14 protein-coding genes and 1 pseudogene are annotated in these 17,616 nt (G+C 57.7%); 4 read left to right on the top strand and 11 right to left on the bottom strand.

Annotated features, from left to right (window positions below; translation table 11 throughout):
* Positions 1 to 42 precede the first annotated feature (42 nt).
* Positions 43 to 1,295: pseudogene (gene glyA / locus HA48_RS16465) on the bottom strand (serine hydroxymethyltransferase).
* A gap of 337 nt (positions 1,296 to 1,632) precedes the next feature.
* Here glyA and hmpA point away from each other — a divergent pair.
* Positions 1,633 to 2,817: an NO-inducible flavohemoprotein gene (gene hmpA / locus HA48_RS16460; RefSeq protein ID WP_128602290.1), complete on the top strand. Its 1,185-nt coding sequence runs from the start codon at positions 1,633 to 1,635 to the stop codon at positions 2,815 to 2,817.
* Positions 2,818 to 2,872: 55 nt separating this feature from the next.
* Here hmpA and glnB read toward each other — a convergent pair whose 3' ends face one another.
* From glnB to purL, 5 genes are all read right to left on the bottom strand, one after another.
* Positions 2,873 to 3,211 (bottom strand): nitrogen regulatory protein P-II, encoded by a 339-nt coding sequence (gene glnB / locus HA48_RS16455; protein ID WP_007886217.1) that lies wholly within the window; start codon positions 3,209 to 3,211, stop codon positions 2,873 to 2,875.
* Between the two features lie 77 nt (positions 3,212 to 3,288).
* Positions 3,289 to 4,620, bottom strand: coding sequence for a two-component system response regulator GlrR (gene glrR / locus HA48_RS16450; RefSeq protein WP_128602289.1), 1,332 nt, complete (start codon positions 4,618 to 4,620; stop codon positions 3,289 to 3,291).
* Between the two features lie 2 nt (positions 4,621 to 4,622).
* Positions 4,623 to 5,294 (bottom strand): two-component system QseEF-associated lipoprotein QseG, encoded by a 672-nt coding sequence (gene qseG, locus HA48_RS16445; protein WP_128602288.1) that lies wholly within the window; start codon positions 5,292 to 5,294, stop codon positions 4,623 to 4,625.
* A 3-nt stretch (positions 5,295 to 5,297) separates the two neighbouring features.
* The gene (locus HA48_RS16440) at positions 5,298 to 6,725 is read right to left on the bottom strand and encodes a sensor histidine kinase (protein WP_128602287.1); all 1,428 of its coding nucleotides are present in this window, start codon (positions 6,723 to 6,725) and stop codon (positions 5,298 to 5,300) included.
* Between the two features lie 630 nt (positions 6,726 to 7,355).
* On the bottom strand, positions 7,356 to 11,246 hold the full coding sequence (gene purL / locus HA48_RS16435; protein WP_128602286.1) for a phosphoribosylformylglycinamidine synthase: 3,891 nt from the start codon (positions 11,244 to 11,246) through the stop codon (positions 7,356 to 7,358).
* A gap of 270 nt (positions 11,247 to 11,516) precedes the next feature.
* Here purL and mltF point away from each other — a divergent pair, with 270 nt between their 5' ends.
* The gene (gene mltF / locus HA48_RS16430) at positions 11,517 to 12,974 is read left to right on the top strand and encodes a membrane-bound lytic murein transglycosylase MltF (protein ID WP_128602285.1); all 1,458 of its coding nucleotides are present in this window, start codon (positions 11,517 to 11,519) and stop codon (positions 12,972 to 12,974) included.
* Here mltF and tadA read toward each other — a convergent pair.
* Positions 12,971 to 13,465: a tRNA adenosine(34) deaminase TadA gene (tadA, locus tag HA48_RS16425; RefSeq protein ID WP_244182887.1), complete on the bottom strand. Its 495-nt coding sequence runs from the start codon at positions 13,463 to 13,465 to the stop codon at positions 12,971 to 12,973. The genes mltF and tadA overlap by 4 nt on opposite strands.
* 56 nt (positions 13,466 to 13,521) lie before the next feature.
* Positions 13,522 to 14,160, bottom strand: a complete 639-nt coding sequence (gene yfhb / locus HA48_RS16420) for a phosphatidylglycerophosphatase C (protein WP_128602283.1) — start codon at positions 14,158 to 14,160, stop codon at positions 13,522 to 13,524.
* 202 nt (positions 14,161 to 14,362) lie between these two features.
* Between yfhb and HA48_RS16415 the strand changes: the two genes are divergently transcribed.
* Together HA48_RS16415 and HA48_RS16410 are read left to right on the top strand one after the other, a co-directional pair.
* The gene (locus HA48_RS16415) at positions 14,363 to 15,202 is read left to right on the top strand and encodes a MurR/RpiR family transcriptional regulator (protein ID WP_128602282.1); all 840 of its coding nucleotides are present in this window, start codon (positions 14,363 to 14,365) and stop codon (positions 15,200 to 15,202) included.
* Between the two features lie 416 nt (positions 15,203 to 15,618).
* Positions 15,619 to 15,867: a YfhL family 4Fe-4S dicluster ferredoxin gene (locus tag HA48_RS16410; RefSeq protein WP_128602281.1), complete on the top strand. Its 249-nt coding sequence runs from the start codon at positions 15,619 to 15,621 to the stop codon at positions 15,865 to 15,867.
* On the opposite strand, the gene acpS is transcribed toward HA48_RS16410, so the two are convergent.
* The 3 genes from acpS to recO form a co-directional block, all read right to left on the bottom strand.
* Positions 15,864 to 16,244: a holo-ACP synthase gene (acpS, locus tag HA48_RS16405; protein WP_128602280.1), complete on the bottom strand. Its 381-nt coding sequence runs from the start codon at positions 16,242 to 16,244 to the stop codon at positions 15,864 to 15,866. The two genes, HA48_RS16410 and acpS, sit on opposite strands and share 4 nt — an antisense overlap.
* Positions 16,244 to 16,975, bottom strand: a complete 732-nt coding sequence (pdxJ, locus tag HA48_RS16400; protein WP_128602279.1) for a pyridoxine 5'-phosphate synthase — start codon at positions 16,973 to 16,975, stop codon at positions 16,244 to 16,246. The genes acpS and pdxJ overlap by 1 nt, the downstream gene beginning before the upstream one ends.
* A gap of 70 nt (positions 16,976 to 17,045) precedes the next feature.
* Positions 17,046 to 17,616 (bottom strand): DNA repair protein RecO (gene recO / locus HA48_RS16395; RefSeq protein ID WP_128602278.1); only part of this gene is annotated, 571 nt, incomplete at its 5' end.

The following is a 17,616-nucleotide window of genomic DNA, read 5'->3' as shown; positions in this document are numbered from 1 at the left end:
GGCTTGCGCCATCCTTTTTCATTACTGCTCGCTTACGCCTTATCAGGCATAGACCGGCAGACGCGCACAGATATCCAGTACTTTCTGTTTAGTGCGCTCAATGGTCGCTTCATCGTTGATGTTATCAAGCACATCAGCAATCCAGCCAGCCAGCTCACGAACTTCCGCCTCTTTAAAGCCGCGACGGGTAACAGCCGGTGTACCGATACGCACGCCAGAGGTCACGAACGGGCTCTTCGGATCGTTAGGTACGCTGTTTTTGTTGACGGTGATGTTAGCGCGTCCAAGTGCGGCATCCGCTTCTTTACCGGTCAGGTTTTTGCTGACCAGATCGATCAGGAACAGGTGGTTATAGGTTCCGCCAGAAACGATGTTGTAGCCACGCTCCAGTAGCACTTCTACCATCGCTTTAGCGTTTTTAGCCACCTGCTGCTGGTAAGCCTTGAACTCAGGCTCCATCGCCTCTTTAAAGGCAACGGCTTTACCGGCGATGACGTGCATCAGCGGGCCGCCCTGGCCGCCGGGGAAGACCGCAGAGTTCAGTTTTTTATACAGCTCTTCATCACCGTTTTTCGCCAGGATCAGGCCGCCGCGCGGACCCGCCAGGGTTTTATGGGTGGTAGAGGTGACGATGTGCGCGTGCGGCACCGGGTTAGGATAGACATCAGCCGCGATCAGGCCAGCCACGTGCGCCATATCAACGAACAGCCAGGCACCGATGCTATCGGCGATTTCACGCATTTTTGCCCAGTCGCACACGCCGGAGTAGGCGGAGAAGCCACCCACAATCATTTTTGGCTTATGCGTTTGCGCCAGCTGTGCCAGCTCTTCGTAGTCAATCTTGCCGCTTTCGTCGATGCCGTAAGGGATAACGTTGTACAGCTTACCTGAGAGGTTAACCGGTGAGCCGTGGGTCAGGTGACCACCGTGCGCCAGGTTCATCCCGAGGATGGTATCGCCCGGCTGCAGCAGCGCGGTGTAGACGGCAAAGTTCGCCTGTGAACCGGAGTGCGGCTGCACGTTGGCGTAATCGGCACCGAACAGCGCTTTAGCGCGGTCGATCGCCAGCTGCTCAACGATATCTACATATTCACATCCGCCGTAGTAACGTTTGCCCGGATAGCCTCGGCGTATTTGTTAGTGAGCTGTGAACCTTGCGCCTGCATAACGCGTGGGCTGGTGTAGTTTTCAGAAGCAATCAGTTCAATGTGCTCTTCCTGACGCACCTTCTCCTGCTCCATAGCCTGCCACAACTCGGCATCATAATCGGCAATGTTCATATCACGCTTTAACATCCGCATCTCCTGACTCAGCAACTTTTTAACGGCAGTTTAAGCCCCGGCAAAGGGGCGAAGGCCAACAGTGTAAACGGTTTTGCCAGGGGACGGTAGCGCCAATCCCCTCTTTTTACGCAAACGATTGGCAAGGCGCTGGCACGGGATTTTTACGCCCCTGATTCAGGCAAAAATGCCTGCTGATTACCTGTCTGAGGGGTCTGAAAATTTCTGGTTTGCGAGCCAGATTCCATCCTGAGTGAGAAACCCTCAGGCAAAACGGGGGATTTACAGCCAGACTTAACGGGCATAAGATGCATTTAAAATACATGTTTAAAATCACCCTGAGGATTTCACCATGCTCGACGCCCAAACCATCGCAACCGTCAAAGCCACCCTGCCCGCCATTGCGAAGCTCGGCCCGCAGCTCACCGGCCATTTTTATCAGCGTATGCTGAGCCAGCATCCGGAACTGAAAAACGTGTTCAACATGAATAACCAGCGCAGCGGCAATCAGCGTGAAGCGCTGTTTAACGCCATCTGCGCCTACGGCAGTAACCTGGAAAATCTGGAAGTACTGCTGCCGGCGGTTGAGAAAATCGCGCAGAAGCATACCAGTCTGAACATTCAGCCGGAGCAGTATGCGATTGTCGGTGAAAACCTGCTGGCAACCATCAAAGAGCTGATGAATCCGGGCGATGAAGTGCTGGATGCCTGGGGTAAAGCGTACGGCGTTCTGGCGAATGTGTTTATTCAGCGGGAAGAGGCGATCTACCGTGCGTCGGAGGAGAAAGTGGGTGGCTGGCGCGGCGCGCGGGATTTTCGCATTCGTGCTATTGAGCAGCAGAGTGCGGTAATCAAAAGCATTGAACTGATCCCTGAGGATGGTCAGCCGATTGCTGATTTCCTGCCGGGCCAATATCTGGCGCTGAGCCTGCGCCCGCAGGACAGCGAACATATTCAGCACCGCCAGTACTCGCTGACGCATCTGCCGAACGGTAAATCCTACCGTATTGCGGTGAAACGTGAAGCGCATGGCAGCGTCTCTGGCTGGCTGCACCAGCATGCAAAAGTAGGCGATATTGTGCAGTGCACGGCGCCCGCCGGCGATTTCTTCCTGCAGGCAGAACCGACCACACCGGTAACATTGATCTCTGCGGGTGTTGGACAGACGCCGATGCTGGCAATGCTGGCGGCCCTTGCCGATCAACAGCATCCGGCGGCAGTGACCTGGCTGCACGCAGCGGAAAACGGTGCGCAGCATGCATTTGCGGATGAGGTTGTAGAGCTGGGTGCGCGTCTGCCAAACTTTCGCCGCCACGTCTGGTACCGTCAGCCGGAATCTACAGACGCCGGGCGTTTTACCGCACGAGGTTTAATGGATTTAGCTGCGGTTTCTGCCGGGCTGAATCAGCCCGATCGCCAGTTCTGGATCTGTGGCCCGCTGCCGTTTATGCAGTTTGTGGCCCGGCAACTGGTGGATGCCGGCATCCATGCCGATCGCATTCATTATGAGGTCTTTGGTCCGCACAAGGTGCTGTAAACGAAAAAGCCTGCGCAACGCAGGCTTTTTTTGGCAGAGTGACGGCTGAGGAGGCTCAGATAGCCTCTTCGTCCTCTTCACCGGTACGAATACGCACCACGCGAGCCACATCAAAGACAAAGATTTTACCGTCGCCGATTTTGCCGGTCTGTGCCGTTTTCATGATGGTTTCCACGCAGGTATCAACGATATCGTCGCCCACCACCATTTCGATTTTCACTTTCGGCAGAAAATCGACCATATATTCAGCACCGCGATAGAGCTCAGTGTGCCCCTTCTGACGTCCGAAGCCTTTGACTTCGCTGACCGTCATCCCGGTGATGCCCACTTCTGCCAGCGCTTCACGCACATCATCGAGTTTGAATGGTTTGATAATTGCATCGATCTTTTTCATCACAGATCCTTTTTTCGCTCCCTCCATGACGGACGGGTAACTATGAGTATAAGTGTTCCTGACGCTGCCGCAGCAAGCTACTCTTTAAATTCGCTGGCGTCCAGTTCATGGCGCGACAGCAGCTTATAAAACTCCGTGCGGTTACGTCCAGCCAGACGCGCAGCGTTGGTGACATTTCCTTTGGTCATCTGCAGCAGCTTGCGCAGATAGTTGAGTTCAAACTGGTTACGCGCTTCAACAAAGGTCGGCAAGGCGGTGTTCTCCCCTGCCAGCGCCTGCTCCACCAGCGCATCACCGATCACCGGTGATGTGGTGAGCGCCACGCACTGCTCAATCACATTCACCAGTTGACGCACGTTGCCTGGCCAGCTGGCACCGACCAGACGTTTCATCGCATCCACTGAGAAGCTGCGCACAAAGGGTTTATGGCGATCGGCAGACTGGCGCAACAGATGATTGGCCAGCAGCGGAATATCCTCGGCACGCTCATGCAGCGCCGGGATCTTCAGGTTGACCACATTAAGGCGGTAGTAGAGATCTTCGCGGAAGCTTTTCTTCTCCATCGCTTTCGGCAGATCGCGGTGAGTAGCAGAGAGAATACGTACGTTGATATCAAGGTCACGGTTGCTGCCAAGCGGGCGCACTTTACGCTCCTGCAGCACACGCAGCAGCTTCACCTGTAGCGCCTGCGGCATATCACCAATCTCATCCAGGAACAGCGTGCCCCCTTCTGCCGCCTGAAAAAGCCCTTCGCGCGCGCTCACTGCGCCGGTAAAGGCGCCTTTGGCATGACCAAAAAGCTCTGACTCCAGCAGCTGCTCCGGCAGCGCACCGCAGTTGATGGCAATAAAGGGTTTGCTGGCGCGCGGGCTGGCGGCATGAATCGCCTGTGCCAGCACCTCTTTGCCGGTGCCGCTCTGCCCGTTAATCAGTACGCTGACATCCGATTGCGCCACCATGTGCGCCTGCTCCAGCAGGCGCAGCATTAGCGGATTGCGCGTGACAATCGCTTCGCGCCAGCCGTCATCACTCACCGGGGCGCGCTGCGCCAGCGCTTCATCAATTGCTTTATACAGCGCATCGCGATCGACCGGTTTGGTCAGAAAGCTAAACACGCCCTGCTGCGTCGCCGCCACCGCTTCCGGGATCGAACCGTGCGCCGTGAGGATGATTACCGGTAGCCCGGCGTGACGTTTCTGGATTTCGCCAAACAGCGCCAGACCGTCCATCTCATCCATGCGCAGATCGCTTATCACCAAATCCACTTTCTCTTTTTGTAAGTGGCGTAACGCTTCCGGTCCGCTGGCCGCAGTCGCCACCTGATAGCCTTCGCTGCTCAGGCGCATGCCCAGTAGCTTAAGCAAGCCCGGATCGTCGTCCACCAGCAGTAAACGGGCGGCCTGTCTCATGGTTACTGCTCCTCACTTTGCGCATCGCTGGTACTGTGCGATGTATCGCTGCTGTCGGGCGCTTTACGTGACGACAGCTGGCGTTCAATGTCGGTTAAGCGATCCAGTTTACGCTGGGTCTCGTCCAGGGATTTACGCAGTCTGGTCTGCTGCTGGCGCAGGCTATCGAGTTCGGCGTCATTACTTTGCTGCAGCGCAGCATAGCGGCCACGCGCTTCACTCAGCTCCAGCTGCGCTGCCTGGTTGCTACGCCACAGCTGCAACAGCGGGCGTACCGCTGCCGGGTAGGTCGCGCTATAGCTGTCGAGGGTTTCGACAAACTGACGGCGCTCGACCGGCGTCACGTTCCCGTTCGCCAGCAAAATGCCCTGCTTAAAAGCGCGCGCCCAACCCTGAACCGGCCAGCGCCGTGCTTCAGCACGAGCATCGGCGGCGGACAGACGCTCGCCGCAGTCAATGGCGCGCTGCCAGTAAAGCGGATTACTCAGCGCAGTCGGTGTTTCGATCTGCCACACGTTCTGGCAGTCAGTCGCCAGGTAATCAGGCAGGCGGACATCAGGTTCCGGCTGACTGCTAACGCCGCGCGGCGCATGCGTTTGCGTGGGCGTCTGGCAGGCCGTAAGCCCCAGCGCCACCAGGGCGCAGGAGAGAAATCTGGAAAAAGTGCGTTTCATTAATCAGGCATTCCCGGCGCTGGTCGTCAAAATGATTCGAAAACAGACATCCGCATCCTTGCGCGTCACCAACTGCAAATCGCCCTGCATCCTGCGCAGGCAATCTTTGGCAATGCTTAAGCCCAGCCCGCTGCCTTTGACCGGCCCTTTGCGCTGCTGGCTGCCCTGATAAAAGGGCTCAAAAATCATGGCCTGCTCTGCAGCCGGGATCGGTGTGCCGGTGTTTGCCACCTCAATCCACACCTGGTTACCCTGCTGCTGGCTATGCAGCCAGATGTTACCGGATTCACTGCCGTAGTTCACGGCGTTCGAATAGAGGTTATCAATCACGCGCTGCAACAGCGTCGCCTCTGCCATGCAATATTCAACCTGCAGGTTGATGTGCGTCTGTATCTGTCGTGCGGTCGCGGGCAACGAGTGCACTTTGACGACCGCATTGATGATGTCACTGAGCGCCACCGGCTGTAGCTGCAGCGGGCTATCCGCCAGCTTACGGTTATACTCCAGCAGCTGCTCAATCAGGCGCTGCAGGTGGCGGCTACTGGTATCGAGAATCGCCACCACCTCCTGCTGCTCGGCATTCAGTGGGCCGGCCACCTGATCGGCCAGCAGTTCAGTCCCTTCCCGCAGGCTGGCTAAAGGGGTTTTCAACTCATGCGATAAGTGGCGCAGGAACTCGTGCCGCTGCGCCTCCAGCCAGCTCAGACGCTCGCTGAGCCAGACAATGCGCTGCCCCAGCGAACGAATCTCACGCGGGCCACGGAAGCTTACGCTGTTACCCAGCGTTTTTCCCTCCCCCAGCCGGTTTATCATCCGCTCAACGCGTTTGACCGGGCCGATAATCATGCCGGTGAACAGCAAAACCAGCGCCAGGCTGATTAAAAATAGCAGCAGTGCCTGCCAGCCAAAGAACTGGCCGCGCTCAGCGATCTCTCGCTGCAGCTGCAAACCGCGTGAGAACACCACTTCGCGTGTGGCCTGCACCAGTTGCGCATTCGCACTGGAGAATGTATCCAGTGCGCTTGCCGCCTGTGCCACCGGGTTGCCGTTATCACACCGGGCACTCTGCAGCTGCGGCAGTGCGCTTTGCAGCGCCCGGAATGAGGGCAGCACCGGCATACTGGCGGCATGGCTGCTCAGCATCTGGCCGTAGCGAGTCCATTGGGTTTGATAGAGCCGGGCAAGGCTGGCATCGCCCAACACGCAGAACTGGCGATAGCTGCGCTCCAGCTCCAGCGCCGTTCGCGCCATCGCTTCGCTGCGGCGGACATCGGTAAAGGTATTACGGTTGGTATCCGCCGCCTGTTCGCTAAGTGCCGCCAGGCTCTCCCACGCTTGCCATGCCAGCACCAGCAGCGGCAGCAGCACCAGCAAGAAGGCCATAAGAACCAGCTGTCGCAGGGATCGGGGGAACAGACGCCATTTCTTCACAACCGCGCTTCCTTCAAGGTGAGTTGCTGGCATGCTAGCGAAGTATTATCGGGTTAGGAAGGCGGAAAACGAAAACGGCAGGCCTTTTGGCCTGCCGTGAGAACGACGCCGCAGCATCGCCTGCAAAATAGGTGGAGCCTAACTCAACGTTGCGTCCGATGCTTGATAACGTTGCAGGGCAAGCGATTATCGGTTGGGTGGACGGCAGGCTCCGTTTGGTGCGTCATTCGGGTTTTATGAGCTCAACCGTAACACGGGGCAATCATAAACAGGTGAATGAGCAACGCACTAAGTGTAGCAAATATCGTGCCAGAATTGAAATAGCGATAATTATCAGACAAATAGCAGAGTTAATATCTTCAAAAAGGTGAAAACCGCTCATTGCGGTCGGTTAAGGTGTCGCTAATTAACAACACCCAGTAAGACAATTTCATTACTCCTTATCTTTCAATAAGTTAAGTGTCTCATTTTAGCGACACCAGAAGTGCGCTGCTGTCGTCATTTTCCGACAGCGCCGTCTGAAGCGGTCATCGACCATTCCCGGGCGATAAAAAAAGCGGCCTCCGGGGCCGCTTTTGCAGGAACTTTCATGACACGCTGAGCGGCGCGCAAGCCGCCCTTGTCACAGAGTTAACCCAGCTGTTTACGCGCGTTACGGAAGATGCGCATCCACGGACTGTCTTCGCCCCACTCCGCCGGATGCCACGAGTTGCTGACAGTGCGGAACACGCGCTCCGGATGCGGCATCATGATAGTCACGCGGCCGCTTTCGTTGGTAACCGCCGTAATACCGTTTGGCGAGCCGTTCGGGTTAGCCGGATAGCGCTCTGTCACCTTGCCAAAGTTATCAACAAAGCGCAGCGCCACCAACCCTTTCGCTTCCAGGTTCGCCAGATGCGCACCATCACGCACCTCCACGAAACCTTCACCGTGCGATACGGCAATCGGCATATGCGAACCGGCCATGCCATCCAGCAGCAGTGACGGGCTGGCCGCCACTTCGACCAGGCTGAAACGTGCTTCAAAACGCTCGGATTGGTTACGCACAAAGCGCGGCCACAGTTCACTTCCCGGAATCAGCTCGCGCAGGTTCGACATCATCTGGCAGCCATTGCACACGCCCAGCGCCAGCGTCTGCGGACGGTGGAAGAAGTTCTCAAACTCATCGCGCACCCGGCCGTTGAACAGGATCGATTTCGCCCAGCCTTCACCGGCACCCAGCACATCACCGTAAGAGAAGCCGCCGCACGCCACCAGCGCCTGGAACTCGTCCAGACCGCGACGGCCCGCCAGCAAGTCGCTCATGTGTACGTCGACAGCGGTAAAGCCGGCACGGTGGAACGCGGCCGCCATTTCAACGTGGGAGTTAACGCCCTGCTCACGCAGTACCGCCACACGTGGTCGCGCTCCGGTCGCGATCATTGGCGCAGCAACGTCCTCTTCCGGACGGAAGGTCAGATGCACATTCAGGCCCGGATCGTTGTCATTTTTCTTCGCTTCATGTTCCTGATCGGCACAGGCTGGGTTATCACGCAGGCGCTGCATCTGCCAGGTGGTTTCCGCCCACCAGGTACGCAGCGTGGTACGGCTTTCGCTGTACACCGCGCTATCACCTGAACGGATGACAAAGCGATCGCCCGGCAGCGCCTGACCGATTGCGTGAACCGCATTGCTCAGGCCGTGGTCAGCAAACACTTGCTCAACCGCTGCACGATCGGCAGCCTTGATCTGTATCACCGCGCCCAGCTCTTCGGTAAACAGCGCCGCCAGCGCATCGTTGCCCAGTGCGGCGATATCAACCTCAATACCGCAGTGCCCGGTAAAGGCCATTTCGGCCAGCGTCACCAGCAAACCACCGTCCGAACGGTCATGGTAGGCCAGCAGTTTCTGCTCGCTCACCAGCGCCTGAATGGCATTGAAGAAGCCCGCCAGCTGCGCGGCATCGCGCACGTCGGCAGGTTTGTCGCCCAGCTGACGGTAAACCTGCGACAGCGCCGTTGCGCCCAGCGTATTTGCGCCATTGCCCAGATCCACCAGCAGCAGCAGGTTATCCTCATCGGGCTGCAGCTGTGGCGTTACGGTGCGGCGCACATCTTCAACGCGCGCAAAAGCGGTAATCACCAGCGACAGCGGCGAGGTCATCTCGCGCTGCTCACTGCCCTGCTGCCAGCGGGTCTTCATCGACATAGAGTCTTTACCTACCGGAATGGTGATACCCAGCGCCGGACACAGCTCTTCACCCACCGCTTTGACGGCAGCATAGAGACCGGCATCTTCACCCGGATGCCCGGCTGCGGCCATCCAGTTGGCAGAGAGCTTCACGCGCTGCAGCGAGCCAATCGCGGTAGCCGCCAGGTTGGTCAGGGCTTCACCTACCGCCAGGCGGCCGGACGCTGCGAAGTCGAGCAGCGCCACCGGCGCACGTTCGCCCAGTGCAAAGGCTTCACCGTGATAGCTGTCAAGGCTGGCCGTGGTCACGGCGCAGTTAGCCACCGGGATCTGCCAGGGGCCGACCATTTGATCGCGCGCGACCATACCGGTAACGCTACGGTCGCCAATGGTGATCAGGAAAGTTTTCTCTGCCACGGTTGGCAGATGCAGAACACGTTTGATCGCGTCAGCCACGGTTATGCCGTCACGCTGCAGCGCATCGCCTTTCGCCTGCTGGCTGGCAACGTCACGCGTCATCTTCGGCGTTTTGCCCAGCAGCACATCCAGCGGCATGTCGATCGGTTTGTTGTCGAAGTGAGTATCGGCCAGATTAAGGTGCTGCTCTTCTGTGGCTTCACCAATCACCGCATAAGGTGCACGCTCGCGCTGGCACAGGGCATCAAACAGCGCCAGCTTCTCTGGCGCAACCGCCAGCACATAGCGCTCCTGCGATTCGTTACACCACACTTCCAGCGGGCTCATGCCCGGCTCGTCGCTGAGGATATCGCGCAGGTTAAAGTTACCGCCACGGCCGCCGTCGCTCACCAGCTCTGGCATGGCGTTGGAGAGACCGCCCGCCCCCACATCGTGGATAAACAGAATCGGGTTCTCTTCACCCAGCTGCCAGCAGCGGTCAATCACTTCCTGACAGCGGCGCTCCATCTCCGGGTTGTCACGCTGTACGGAGGCGAAATCGAGATCGGCATCCGACTGGCCCGATGCCATCGACGACGCCGCGCCACCGCCCAGGCCGATATTCATCGCCGGACCGCCCAGCACAATCAGTTTGGCACCGACCACGATCTCGCCTTTTTGCACGTGATCGGCACGGATATTACCGATGCCGCCGGCCAGCATGATCGGCTTGTGGTAGCCACGCAGCTCAACACCGTTATGGCTGTTGACCTGTTCTTCATAGGTACGGAAGTAGCCATTCAGCGCCGGACGACCAAATTCGTTATTGAATGCAGCGCCGCCCAGCGGGCCTTCGGTCATGATATCCAGTGCGGTAACGATGCGATCCGGCTTGCCGAAATCCTCTTCCCACGGCTGTTCAAAGCCCGGAATACGCAGGTTGGATACGGAGAATCCGACCAGGCCAGCTTTCGGCTTGGCACCGCGGCCGGTTGCGCCCTCATCACGGATTTCGCCGCCTGAGCCGGTCGCGGCACCCGGCCACGGTGAAATCGCCGTCGGGTGGTTATGGGTTTCGACTTTCATCAGGATATGCGCCGCTTCCTGATGGTAATCGTATTCGCCCTGCTGCGCGTCAGCGTAAAAACGGCCAACCTCCGAACCTTCCATTACTGCAGCGTTGTCTTTATAGGCCGACAGCACGTGCTCAGGATTATGTTCGAAGGTGTTTTTGATCATTTTGAACAGCGACTTCGGCTGTTTTTCGCCATCGATGATCCAGTCGGCGTTGAAGATCTTGTGACGGCAGTGCTCTGAGTTCGCCTGAGCAAACATGTAGAGCTCGATGTCGTTAGGATTGCGGCCCAGTTTGGTAAAGGCATCCAGCAGGTAGTCGATCTCGTCATCGGCCAGCGCCAGGCCCAGCGTGCTGTTGGCCTGCTCCAGCGCCTGACGGCCACTGCCCAGCACATCAACGCTTTTCAGCGGCTGCGGCTCATGGTGCGCGAACAGCTGCTGCGCCGCATCAAGATCGGTAAAGACGGTTTCCATCATGCGGTCATGCAGCAGGCTTGCCAGCTGCTGCCACTGCGCTTCGCTCAGCTGCGGCGCCTGCACGTAGAACGCCATGCCGCGCTCCAGACGCAGTACCTGCGGCAGATCGCAGTTATGCGCGATGTCGGTGGCTTTAGAGGACCACGGCGAGATGGTGCCGGGACGCGGTGTAACCAGCAACAGACGCCCTTGTGGCGCGTGCTCGGCGAGAGAAGGGCCGTACTTCAGCAGACGTTGCAGGCGGGCATGTTCATCCGCACTGAGCGGTGCGCTGACATCGGCGAAATGGACGTACTCGGCGTAAATATCACTCACCGGCAGGTGAGCGTCCTGAAAGCGGGTCAGCAGTTTGTTTACACGAAATGCCGACAGAGCGGGCGAACCACGCAGAATTTCCATCATTAAAGATCTCTCGTCTTCGAAGCGCCGGGCGACGCTTCATTGGGCGCAACAGGGAAAACGGGCGGTATTATAGAGAAACAGCACCGGTTACGAAACCGTTTGCGCAGAAAATCTGAGCCTCAGGATTTGCCTGAATTTTGCGCAAAACTTGCTATATAAGTTGCCCTGCTCCGCTTTGTTGCGCAAAATGCCCCTCGCTCTGGGAGTGCAAAACAACATAAATACTGCCTTTAAAAGACAGAGGCCTGTGAGCCATTAAGAGACAACTATTTGAAACGCCTGAAAATAAACTATCTGTTTATCGGTCTGGTTACCGTGCTGCTTGCGCTGGCGCTGTGGCCTTCCATCCCCTGGTACGGGGGCGGAAAAGACGCGTTATCACAGATTAAATCACGCGGTGTGTTGCGCATCAGTACGGTCAATTCACCGCTGACTTACTACACCATCAATAATGCACCAGCCGGTATGGACTACGAGCTGGCGAAACGCTTCGCCGATTATCTGGGCGTCAAACTCGAGGTAACGGTGCGCCCTAACCTCGGTGACCTGTTTGATGACCTCGACGACGGCAAAGCGGACCTGCTGGCTGCTGGCCTGATATACAACGGCGAACGCCTCGCCCACTATCAGAGTGGCCCAAGCTACTACTCGGTGTCACAGCAGCTGGTCTACCGCATTGATAAGCCACGGCCGAAGAACCTTGGCGATCTGAAAGGCCGCCTGATTGTGCAGTCCGGTTCCGCTTATCTGTCAACGTTACGTTCCGCCAAAGCGGACAGTTATCCGGATCTTGACTGGGCGATCTCGACCGATCAGGGGCAAAAAGCGCTGCTGGAAGCGGTGGCTGACGGCAAGCTCGATTACACCGTGGGCGACTCCGTCACTATCGGCCTGCTGCAGCGTATCCATCCGCAGCTGGCGGTCGCGTTTGATATCACCGACGAAGAGCCGGTGACCTGGTATCTGCCGCGCAATGAGGATGACAGCCTGAACGCTGCGATGCTCGACTTCTACAGCCAGATGGGTGAAGAGGGCGCGATGGCGCGGCTGGAGGAGAAGTATCTCGGCCATGTGGGTACCTTCGATTATGTTGATACCCGCACCTTCCTGCGCGCGATCGATAATACGCTGCCGGACATCAAGCCGCTGTTTGAGAAGTACTCCGCCAGCATGGACTGGCGACTGCTGGCGGCGATCTCCTATCAGGAGTCGCACTGGAATCCGCAGGCAACCTCCCCGACCGGCGTGCGCGGCATGATGATGCTGACGCGCAATACCGCCGATAGTCTGGATGTTAACGATCGCCTTGACCCGGAGCAGAGCATTCGCGGTGGCAGCGAGTATCTGCAGCGTATGATGGAGAAAGTGCCGGAGACCATTCCCGAGGATGAGCGCATCTGGTTTGCGCTGGCAGCTTATAACATGGGCTACGCGCATATGCTGGATGTCCGCAAGCTGACGCAAAAACAGGGCGGCAATCCGGATAGCTGGGCGGATGTGAAGCTGCGCCTGCCTATGTTGAGCCAGAAGCGCTACTACACGCAAACCACCTATGGCTATGCGCGCGGCCATGAAGCCTATAACTATGTGGAGAACATCAGAAAGTATCAAATCAGTCTGGTGGGCTATCTGCAGGAGCAGGAGAAGCGTTTAGCGCGTCAGTCGGCGCTGGAGGCCGAGCTGGGTGCCGGTTACCCGGCGGTCGAACCTAAAATTGCGATGAATTAACCTGCGCGCTGCGTCTGACGCAGCGCTCGCTTCTCTTCGCGACGCATGCGGAAGAAGTCACTCAGCATGGTAGCGCACGCCTCTGCCAGCACGCCGCTGGCTATCTCAATCTGATGATTCATGCCCGGGTGTCCAATCACATCCAGCAGGGAACCGGCCGCGCCGGTTTTCTCATCTTTCGCGCCATAGACCAGCCGGGTAATGCGGCTGTGCACCATTGCACCGGCACACATTACACACGGCTCCAGCGTGACATAGAGCGTGGTATCGAGCAGGCGATAGTTCTCAAGGATCTTCCCTCCCTGACGCAGCGCCATGATCTCGGCGTGCGCCGTGGGATCGCACTGCCCTATCGGCCGGTTCCAGCCCTCTCCTATGACTTTATCGCCCTGCACCAGCACCGCGCCAACCGGTACTTCGCCCTGCTCCCACGCGCGTTGCGCCAGCACCAGCGCATGACGCATCCAGTATTCATCAGTTTGTGGGTTCAACGGGCAGCTCCTGCGGATTAAAAGGCGGCGCATTATAGACTGAATCGTAACGCGATTCACTCCAGCTGTTGCAGTTCTCCGCGCGGCGTGACGCGCCAGCGGTGCTGGCAGAAAAACAGTAGCGGGTTATCCTGCTTGCTGTCGCTGTAGCCGCTATAGAGATGTAACGGCGTGCCGATCTTCTCCTCCAGCTGGGCCACTTTTTCATGGCCCAGACAGCGCATTGACAGCACGCGCCCGCCGCGACCTGGCGCCATCTGGCTGGCAATCAGCTTTACGCGCGGTAAAAAAGCCGAATCAAAGTAGACCTGCTCCACCAGCGATTGCGGCGAGCCGGTGATCAGCCAGACATCCGCGTCCTCGCTGCTGAGATAGTCGGTCAGGCGCTGCTGCACTACCGGGAAGGCCGTCACCCGCTCACGAAACCAGCTGGCAAATTCGGCTTCACGCTGACGTAACGTCTCTTCGCTGTGGCCAAAGGTAATCGCCCACAGCAGCAGACTCATCGGCCAGCGCGCCGCACGGCCTTTGATCAGCATGCCGAGGCCAATGACCGGCAGCAGCGGAATGACCAGCAGTAGATTAAGCGGCTGGCGGCGCAGCAGGTAGCGCATGAACGTGCCAAACATATCCTGCTGATGCAGCGTGCCATCGAGGTCAAAAAACACTACGCGACGATGCGAACCCTTAGTCAAACCTTGCTCCTTTTATTTACCGAACCGTACCTGCTCTTACAGTGTAGCCAGGGAGAAAGCTGTCATTTTTAATTCCGGTGACTACAATGCCAGCTGAATAGTTTATTCTCTTGGCCCATATGCTGTCATCTGACAGGCCTGACCAGAGATTTCACTTCGCGCGGCGCTGCCCGCTGCGGAAATGTGGATTAAGGATCCGAACATGAGTTCACTGCTGCGAATTCGCCAGCTCTACCCTCGCCTGGCGTTAAATGAGCGCCGGCTGGCGGATTTTTTGCTGTCGCAGCCTGATCGGGCGCGGCATTTGAGTTCACAAAAGCTGGCGGAAGAGTCTGGCGTTAGCCAGTCGAGCGTGGTCAAGTTTGCCCAGAAGCTGGGGTATAAAGGCTTTCCGGCGCTGAAGCTGGCGCTGAGCGAATCGCTGGCCGATCGCGATGCGATTACCGTCCATAATCACATTCTTAGTGACGACCCGCTAAAAGTGGTGGGTGAGAAGCTGCTGGCGGAGAAAATTTCTGCGATTCGCGCCACGCTGGATATTAATAGTGAAGAGAAACTGCTGGAGACGCTGCACCTGCTTAAGAATGCCAACCGCATTTTGCTGGTGGGCATCGGTGCATCCGGGCTGGTGGCGAAAGATTTCTCGTGGAAGCTGATGAAGATTGGCATCAATGCCGTGGCCGAGCAGGATATGCACGCGCTGTTAGCCAGCGTTCAGGCTATGGCGCCGGGCGATGTGCTGCTGGCGATCTCCTATACCGGCGAGCGGCGTGAAATTAACCTGGCTGCTCAGGAAGCCGCAGCGATCGGTGCCGATGTGCTGGCGTTTACCGGCTTTACGCCTAACTCGCTGCAACAGTGTGCTTCGCTGTGTCTGTATACCGTGGCGGAAGAGCAGAGCACACGCAGCGCCGCTATCTCCTCTACCAGCGCGCAGCTGGCACTGACGGATATGCTGTTCATGGCGCTGGTGCAGAACGATCCGGAGCGTGCCTCCAGCCATATTCGTCACAGCGAAGCGCTGGTGAAAAAGCTGATTTAAGGCCAGAATCACCGCGTTAGTGAAGGGTGCGTTTCCGGGCGCGACGCATCGTCCTGGCGACAGGCGGTACGGCTGCTGTGCTGCAGCTTGTGCAGGCACTCATCGCACAGGCATGCATCAGCAGAGATAAAGCGCGCCCATAAGCTGCGCCGGTTGCCGCATGCGATGCAGCGCTGATTGAGTAAGCGTTGTTTTAATCGATTATTGATTTTCATGCTGCTTAGGACACGTATTCAGGTTCATCATTACCGCACAAAATGATAACTCAGATTAATCCTAAAACCTATCCCCAAAGAGTTACATCCGTGTATGAGCGCGTTCTGGATGTTGTTTGATCCAGCACAGTAAACCCGCCAGACGCAGCCGGCCATTTTATGATAAGGTGCGCGCCTTCACTCACCACGCTAACGGCAACCATGGCTTTACTGATCACTGCGAAATGCATTAATTGCGATATGTGCGAACCGGAATGCCCGAATCAGGCAATCAGCATGGGAGACGCAATTTATGAAATTGATGTTAACCGCTGCACCGAATGCGTGGGTCACTATGATGAGCCGACCTGCCAAAGCGTCTGCCCGATTGATAACACCATTATTTCAGACCCACAGCACGCAGAGAGCCGCGACGCACTGTGGGAGAAATTTGTGGTGTTGCACCCTTAATCTTCGATGATCACGGTTGCACAGGCGTAATGGCGCTCATCGGCCAGCGTAACGTGCACATGCCTGACGCCCAGCTTATCGGCAATCACGCTGGCCTGTTCAAAAAAGCGTAAGCCGGGTTTACCGAGCGCATCGTTGTACACTTCAAACTGATTAAACGCTAAGCCGCCGCGAATGCCGGTGCCGAAGGCTTTTGCCGCCGCCTCTTTGACGGCAAAGCGCTTGGCCAGAAAGCGCACCGGCTGCTGATGCGCCTGGTACTGCTGCCACTCGGCTGCGCTCAGCACGCGGCGGGCCAGACGATCGCCGGAGCGCGCAATCACGCCGGCAATACGTTCAATTTCAACGATATCGCTGCCAAGCCCGAGAATCGCCATTAGCGACGCGCTTCCCGCATGAGCAGCTTCATCTCCGTCACTGCATCGGCCAGCCCGCTAAACAGCGCGCGACCAATAATGGCGTGCCCGATATTCAGCTCGTAAATCTCTGGCAGCGCCGCAATCGGCTGCACGTTATGGTAGGTCAGGCCGTGTCCGGCGTTCACTTTCAAACCGAGGCTGGCCGCAAAGGTCGCCGCCGTGCGAATACGCGCCAGCTCCGCCTCACGCGCCAGCCCTTCCGGGGCTTCGGCATAGGCACCGGTATGAATTTCGATATAAGGCGCGCCGCTGGCAACCGCCGCTTCAATCTGGCGGTGGTCGGCATCAATAAACAGCGAGACCAGAATGCCGGCTTCGCTCAGCTGCTTCACTGCCGCGTTGAGCTTCTCCTGCTGCCCGGCCACATCCAGCCCGCCCTCGGTGGTCACCTCCTGACGCTTTTCCGGCACCAGGCACACGAACTGCGGTTTGATCTCGCAGGCGATGGCGATCATCTCCTCCGTGACTGCCATCTCCAGATTCATGCGCGTTTGGATGGTGTCACGCAGGATACGGACGTCGCGATCGGTAATATGGCGGCGATCTTCACGTAAATGCACGGTGATGCCATCCGCGCCCGCCTGCTCAGCCACAAAGGCTGCCTGCACCGGATCGGGATAGTGTGTGCCACGCGCATTCCGCACGGTGGCGATGTGGTCGATATTGACCCCTAACAGCAACTCAGCCATGACAATCCTTAAATGTGTTCAGTGGGTTTGCAGTTTACCGCGATGAGCATATCAGGCGGTACGACCAGCGCTAGTCGTTTGCCACATCCGGCCGCTTTTTAGGGATAAACTGGCGAAACAGCTCCTGGCTCTTGAGAGGCTTCCCGCCAAGATAAGGTTTGAGCGCGATGCGGGTAAAGCGTTTGGCGGCGCGCAGGCTCTCCACATCGGGAAAATCACGCTCCCACAAGGCGCGTAACTCACGGCCGGTAAAGCTGCGCTGATTCACCACCAGGCTGGCGATAAAACCTTTCTCTTCGCGGTAGCTGTAGGTCATCGCGTCATCGATCTCCTCACCGCTGCCGGCACAGTGCAGGAAATCAACGCCGTAACCCAGATGCCCGAGCAGCGCCAGCTCAAAACGGCGCAGCGCCGGCTCCGGCGAGCCGCTGCCCGCTGCCAGCGTCTGGATACAGTTGAGGTAATCAAAGAAGAGTTCGGAGAAAGGGATCTCCTGCTCCAGCACGCGTGAGAGCAGTTCGTTAACGTAGAGCCCGCAGTAGAGCGTAATGCCGCTCAGCGGCAGCGCCAGCGATACCGCTTCGGCGTTGCGCAGCGTTTTGACTTCGCCGCGTCCGCCCCAGCGCACCAGCAGCGGCGTG

Origin of the sequence: Pantoea wallisii, from assembly GCF_002095485.1 — a bacterium.
GTDB classification, from domain to species: domain Bacteria; phylum Pseudomonadota; class Gammaproteobacteria; order Enterobacterales; family Enterobacteriaceae; genus Pantoea; species Pantoea wallisii.
The sequence above is the reverse complement of the archived record's forward strand: the minus strand, read 5'-3'. Positions and strand labels throughout refer to the sequence as shown.

Excerpts from the sequence above, each read along its gene's own strand:
- hmpA (WP_128602290.1), top strand. The coding sequence starts at position 1,633 with ATGCTCGACGCCCAAACCATCGCAACCGTCAAAGCCACCCTGCCCGCC.
- glnB (WP_007886217.1), bottom strand. The coding sequence starts at position 3,211 with ATGAAAAAGATCGATGCAATTATCAAACCATTCAAACTCGATGATGTG.
- glrR (WP_128602289.1), bottom strand. The coding sequence starts at position 4,620 with ATGAGACAGGCCGCCCGTTTACTGCTGGTGGACGACGATCCGGGCTTG.
- qseG (WP_128602288.1), bottom strand. The coding sequence starts at position 5,294 with ATGAAACGCACTTTTTCCAGATTTCTCTCCTGCGCCCTGGTGGCGCTG.
- purL (WP_128602286.1), bottom strand. The coding sequence starts at position 11,246 with ATGATGGAAATTCTGCGTGGTTCGCCCGCTCTGTCGGCATTTCGTGTA.
- HA48_RS16415 (WP_128602282.1), top strand. The coding sequence starts at position 14,363 with ATGAGTTCACTGCTGCGAATTCGCCAGCTCTACCCTCGCCTGGCGTTA.
- HA48_RS16410 (WP_128602281.1), top strand. The coding sequence starts at position 15,619 with ATGGCTTTACTGATCACTGCGAAATGCATTAATTGCGATATGTGCGAA.
- acpS (WP_128602280.1), bottom strand. The coding sequence starts at position 16,244 with ATGGCGATTCTCGGGCTTGGCAGCGATATCGTTGAAATTGAACGTATT.
- pdxJ (WP_128602279.1), bottom strand. The coding sequence starts at position 16,975 with ATGGCTGAGTTGCTGTTAGGGGTCAATATCGACCACATCGCCACCGTG.